A 5,356-nucleotide genomic window follows, 5' to 3' on the forward strand; every position below is an offset into this window, starting at 1 on the left:
GTAATTCATGTGGGCGCTTGCTGATGTTGGTGACAAATCACCCAATATCAAGGCAAGCGACTCAAGCAATAGGGTTTTAAAGGATTCGTCCTTTGGGATCTGTTTTGAATGAATTCGTTTGAACCTTGAGCCAAGTTTGATCCGCTTTTGTTGCCTTCGGGTGACATGTAAGGATCACATAGATCTTAAACTGAAGAGTTTGATCATGGCTCAGATTGAACGCTGGCGGCAGGCCTAACACATGCAAGTCGAGCGGTAACAGATCTAGCTTGCTAGATGCTGACGAGCGGCGGACGGGTGAGTAATGCATAGGAATCTGCCCGGTAGTGGGGGATAACCTGGGGAAACCCAGGCTAATACCGCATACGTCCTACGGGAGAAAGGGGGCTTCGGCTCCCGCTATTGGATGAGCCTATGTCGGATTAGCTAGTTGGTGAGGTAAAGGCTCACCAAGGCAACGATCCGTAGCTGGTCTGAGAGGATGATCAGCCACATCGGGACTGAGACACGGCCCGAACTCCTACGGGAGGCAGCAGTGGGGAATATTGGACAATGGGGGCAACCCTGATCCAGCCATGCCGCGTGTGTGAAGAAGGCCCTCGGGTTGTAAAGCACTTTCAGCGAGGAAGAACGCCTGTCGGTTAATACCCGGCAGGAAAGACATCACTCGCAGAAGAAGCACCGGCTAACTCCGTGCCAGCAGCCGCGGTAATACGGAGGGTGCAAGCGTTAATCGGAATTACTGGGCGTAAAGCGCGCGTAGGTGGCTTGATAAGCCGGTTGTGAAAGCCCCGGGCTCAACCTGGGAACGGCATCCGGAACTGTCAGGCTAGAGTGCAGGAGAGGAAGGTAGAATTCCCGGTGTAGCGGTGAAATGCGTAGAGATCGGGAGGAATACCAGTGGCGAAGGCGGCCTTCTGGACTGACACTGACACTGAGGTGCGAAAGCGTGGGTAGCAAACAGGATTAGATACCCTGGTAGTCCACGCCGTAAACGATGTCGACCAGCCGTTGGGTGCCTAGAGCACTTTGTGGCGAAGTTAACGCGATAAGTCGACCGCCTGGGGAGTACGGCCGCAAGGTTAAAACTCAAATGAATTGACGGGGGCCCGCACAAGCGGTGGAGCATGTGGTTTAATTCGATGCAACGCGAAGAACCTTACCTACCCTTGACATCTACAGAAGCCGGAAGAGATTCTGGTGTGCCTTCGGGAACTGTAAGACAGGTGCTGCATGGCTGTCGTCAGCTCGTGTTGTGAAATGTTGGGTTAAGTCCCGTAACGAGCGCAACCCTTGTCCTTATTTGCCAGCACGTAATGGTGGGAACTCTAAGGAGACTGCCGGTGACAAACCGGAGGAAGGTGGGGACGACGTCAAGTCATCATGGCCCTTACGGGTAGGGCTACACACGTGCTACAATGGCCGGTACAAAGGGCTGCGAGCTCGCGAGAGTCAGCGAATCCCTTAAAGCCGGTCTCAGTCCGGATCGGAGTCTGCAACTCGACTCCGTGAAGTCGGAATCGCTAGTAATCGTGAATCAGAATGTCACGGTGAATACGTTCCCGGGCCTTGTACACACCGCCCGTCACACCATGGGAGTGGACTGCACCAGAAGTGGTTAGCCTAACGCAAGAGGGCGATCACCACGGTGTGGTTCATGACTGGGGTGAAGTCGTAACAAGGTAGCCGTAGGGGAACCTGCGGCTGGATCACCTCCTTAAACGATGCGTCACAGTTGGCAAGCGTCCACAATGAATTACCTGATCAGATAGCTGTTGATGCGCAGTGATAAGCCAGACGCCCATGGCGTTGCCTTATCACTGCGTATAGCAGTCGCTCTTTAACAATGTATATCATGCTGACAAGAACACTTCGTAAGAAGTGCGTCTTAAATTGTGATACGCGTCAGCGTATCCGGCAAAATGAAACGTGATCATTGCGACATCCAGACTCCTTCGGGTTATAGGGTCAAGCAATGAAGCGCACACGGTGGATGCCTAGGCAGCCAGAGGCGATGAAAGACGTGGTAGCCTGCGATAAGGCTCGGTGAGGTGGCAACAACCTGTGACCCGGGCATTTCTGAATGGGGAAACCCACTCATCATAAGATGAGTATCGTGCACTGAATACATAGGTGTACGAGGCGAACCAGGGGAACTGAAACATCTAAGTACCCTGAGGAAAAGAAATCAACCGAGATTCCCCTAGTAGCGGCGAGCGAACGGGGACCAGCCCTTAAGCATGTGACTGATTAGGCGAACAGATTGGGAAGTCTGGCCGTAGCGGGTGATAGCCCCGTAGTCGAAAATCTGATCATGTGAAATCGAGTAGGTCGGGGCACGAGAAACCTTGACTGAAGACGGGGGGACCATCCTCCAAGGCTAAATACTCCTGGCTGACCGATAGTGAACCAGTACCGTGAGGGAAAGGCGAAAAGAACCCCGGAGAGGGGAGTGAAATAGATCCTGAAACCGTGTGCGTACAAGCAGTAGGAGCAGGCTTAGTCCTGTGACTGCGTACCTTTTGTATAATGGGTCAGCGACTTATATTCAGTGGCGAGGTTAACCGTATAGGGGAGCCGTAGGGAAACCGAGTCTTAACTGGGCGACACAGTCGCTGGATATAGACCCGAAACCGAGCGATCTATCCATGAGCAGGGTGAAGGTTGAGTAACATCAACTGGAGGCCCGAACCAGGATCTGTTGAAAAAGATTTGGATGACTTGTGGATCGGAGTGAAAGGCTAATCAAGCTCGGAGATAGCTGGTTCTCCTCGAAAGCTATTTAGGTAGCGCCTCACGTAGTACCGCCGGGGGTAGAGCACTGTTTCGGCTAGGGGGTCATCCCGACTTACCAACCCGAGGCAAACTCCGAATACCGGTGAGTAACGCGTGGGAGACACACGGCGGGTGCTAACGTCCGTCGTGAAAAGGGAAACAACCCAGACCGTCAGCTAAGGTCCCGAAATCCTGGTTAAGTGGGAAACGATGTGGGAAGGCTCAGACAGCTAGGAGGTTGGCTTAGAAGCAGCCATCCTTTAAAGAAAGCGTAATAGCTCACTAGTCGAGTCGGCCTGCGCGGAAGATGTAACGGGGCTAAACCAGGTACCGAAGCTACGGGTTCATTCTTAGGAATGAGCGGTAGAGGAGCGTCGTGTACGCCAATGAAGGTGGATTGAGAAGTCTGCTGGAGGTATCACGAGTGCGAATGCTGACATGAGTAACGATAAAGGGAGTGAAAAACTCCCTCGCCGGAAGACCAAGGGTTTCTGTTCGACGCTAATCGGAGCAGAGTGAGTCGGCCCCTAAGGCGAGGCCGAAAGGCGTAGTCGATGGGAAACGGGTCAATATTCCCGTACCGGACATGGTTGCGATGGGGGGACGAAGAAGGCTAGGTGAGCCAGGCGTTGGTTGTCCTGGTGAAAGTGAGTAGGCTGAGGGTTTAGGTAAATCCGGACCCTTTTAAGGCCGAGACACGAGATGAACTGACCACGGTCAGGAAGTCACTGATGCCACGCTTCCAGGAAAAGCCTCTAAGCTTCAGATCATGTGCGACCGTACCCCAAACCGACACAGGTGGTCAGGGTGAGAATCCCAAGGCGCTTGAGAGAACTCGGGTGAAGGAACTAGGCAAAATGGTGCCGTAACTTCGGGAGAAGGCACGCCGGCGTAGGGTGATGAGACTTGCTCTCTAAGCCCGAACCGGTCGAAGATACCAGGTGGCTGCAACTGTTTATTAAAAACACAGCACTCTGCTAACGCGCAAGCGGACGTATAGGGTGTGACGCCTGCCCGGTGCCGGAAGGTTAAATGATGGTGTTAGCCGCAAGGCGAAGCTCTTGATTGAAGCCCCGGTAAACGGCGGCCGTAACTATAACGGTCCTAAGGTAGCGAAATTCCTTGTCGGGTAAGTTCCGACCTGCACGAATGGCGTAATGATGGCCACGCTGTCTCCACCCGAGACTCAGTGAAATTGAAATCGCCGTGAAGATGCGGTGTACCCGCGGCTAGACGGAAAGACCCCGTGAACCTTTACTATAGCTTCACACTGGACGCTGATGTTGCCTGTGTAGGATAGCTGGGAGGCTTTGAACTCTGGACGCCAGTTCGGAGGGAGCCAACCTTGAAATACCAGCCTGGCATCATTGGCGTTCTCACTCAGGTCCGTTATCCGGATCGAGGACAGTGTGTGGTGGGTAGTTTGACTGGGGCGGTCTCCTCCTAAAGAGTAACGGAGGAGCACGAAGGTACCCTCAGCACGGTCGGACATCGTGCATTGAGTGCAAGAGCATAAGGGTGCTTGACTGCGAGACAGACACGTCGAGCAGGTGCGAAAGCAGGTTCTAGTGATCCGGTGGTTCTGTATGGAAGGGCCATCGCTCAACGGATAAAAGGTACTCCGGGGATAACAGGCTGATACCGCCCAAGAGTTCACATCGACGGCGGTGTTTGGCACCTCGATGTCGGCTCATCACATCCTGGGGCTGAAGTCGGTCCCAAGGGTATGGCTGTTCGCCATTTAAAGTGGTACGCGAGCTGGGTTTAGAACGTCGTGAGACAGTTCGGTCCCTATCTGCCGTGGGCGTTGGATGTTTGAGAAGGGCTGCTCCTAGTACGAGAGGACCGGAGTGGACGACCCTCTGGTGTTCCGGTTGTCACGCCAGTGGCATTGCCGGGTAGCTATGGTCGGACGGGATAACCGCTGAAAGCATCTAAGCGGGAAGCCCCCTTCAAGATGAGACATCCCTGAGGCCTAGAGCCTCCTGAAGGGCCCAGCGAGACCAGCTGGTTGATAGGCACGGTGTGGAAGCGCTGCAAGGCGTTGAGCTAACGTGTACTAATGGCCCGTGAGGCTTGACCCTATAACACCCAAGGGGTCTGGTCGTAATGATGACGCAACATTAAAAAGCCGGATACGCAGCGTGTGGCCCCAGCAACAGCGAGGGCGGCACCATGAGACGCACACACTTGAGCAAACGCTCGTCAGCATGATATGCATTAACAGTTACGCCTGACGACCATAGCACGCGTGAACCACCTGATCCCTTGCCGAACTCAGCAGTGAAACCGCTTAGCGCCGATGGTAGTGTGGGGTCTCCCCATGCGAGAGTAGGTCATCGTCAGGCACCTATTCAACGAAGAACCCAGCCACCCGGCTGGGTTTTTTGTGTGCGTGGAAGAAAAGTCATGTCATGGCGAGGAGCGCAGCGACGCGGCCATCTCGTCCTGCGGTGGCAAGCCACCTCGAGATCGCCACGCTTCGCTCGCGATGACATGAAGTACTCTCTGAAGCCCAACTAACGTGCGGTTTTTCGGTGTTTTATGTCAAAATGCACTCCTCAAGGAGGAATGCCCATGA

The 5,356-nt window shown here is 54.0% G+C and carries 4 rRNA genes (1 of these 4 running past the window's edge); all 4 read left to right on the top strand.

What is annotated here, in order from left to right:
- The first annotated feature begins 187 nt into the window (after positions 1-187).
- Positions 188-1,720, top strand: a 16S ribosomal RNA gene (locus tag QHL1GM_RS14725).
- 246 nt (positions 1,721-1,966) lie between these two features.
- Positions 1,967-4,859 (top strand): 23S ribosomal RNA (locus QHL1GM_RS14730).
- A gap of 148 nt (positions 4,860-5,007) precedes the next feature.
- A 5S ribosomal RNA gene (gene rrf / locus QHL1GM_RS14735) occupies positions 5,008-5,123 on the top strand.
- 222 nt (positions 5,124-5,345) lie between these two features.
- Positions 5,346-5,356 (top strand): 5S ribosomal RNA (gene rrf / locus QHL1GM_RS14740); it runs 105 nt beyond the window's last position.
- The 16S, 23S and 5S rRNA genes sit together here, the layout of an rRNA operon.

The sequence above is a fragment of the Halomonas sp. QHL1 genome (assembly GCF_001882345.1).
In the GTDB taxonomy this organism is placed as follows: Bacteria; Pseudomonadota; Gammaproteobacteria; order Pseudomonadales; family Halomonadaceae; genus Vreelandella.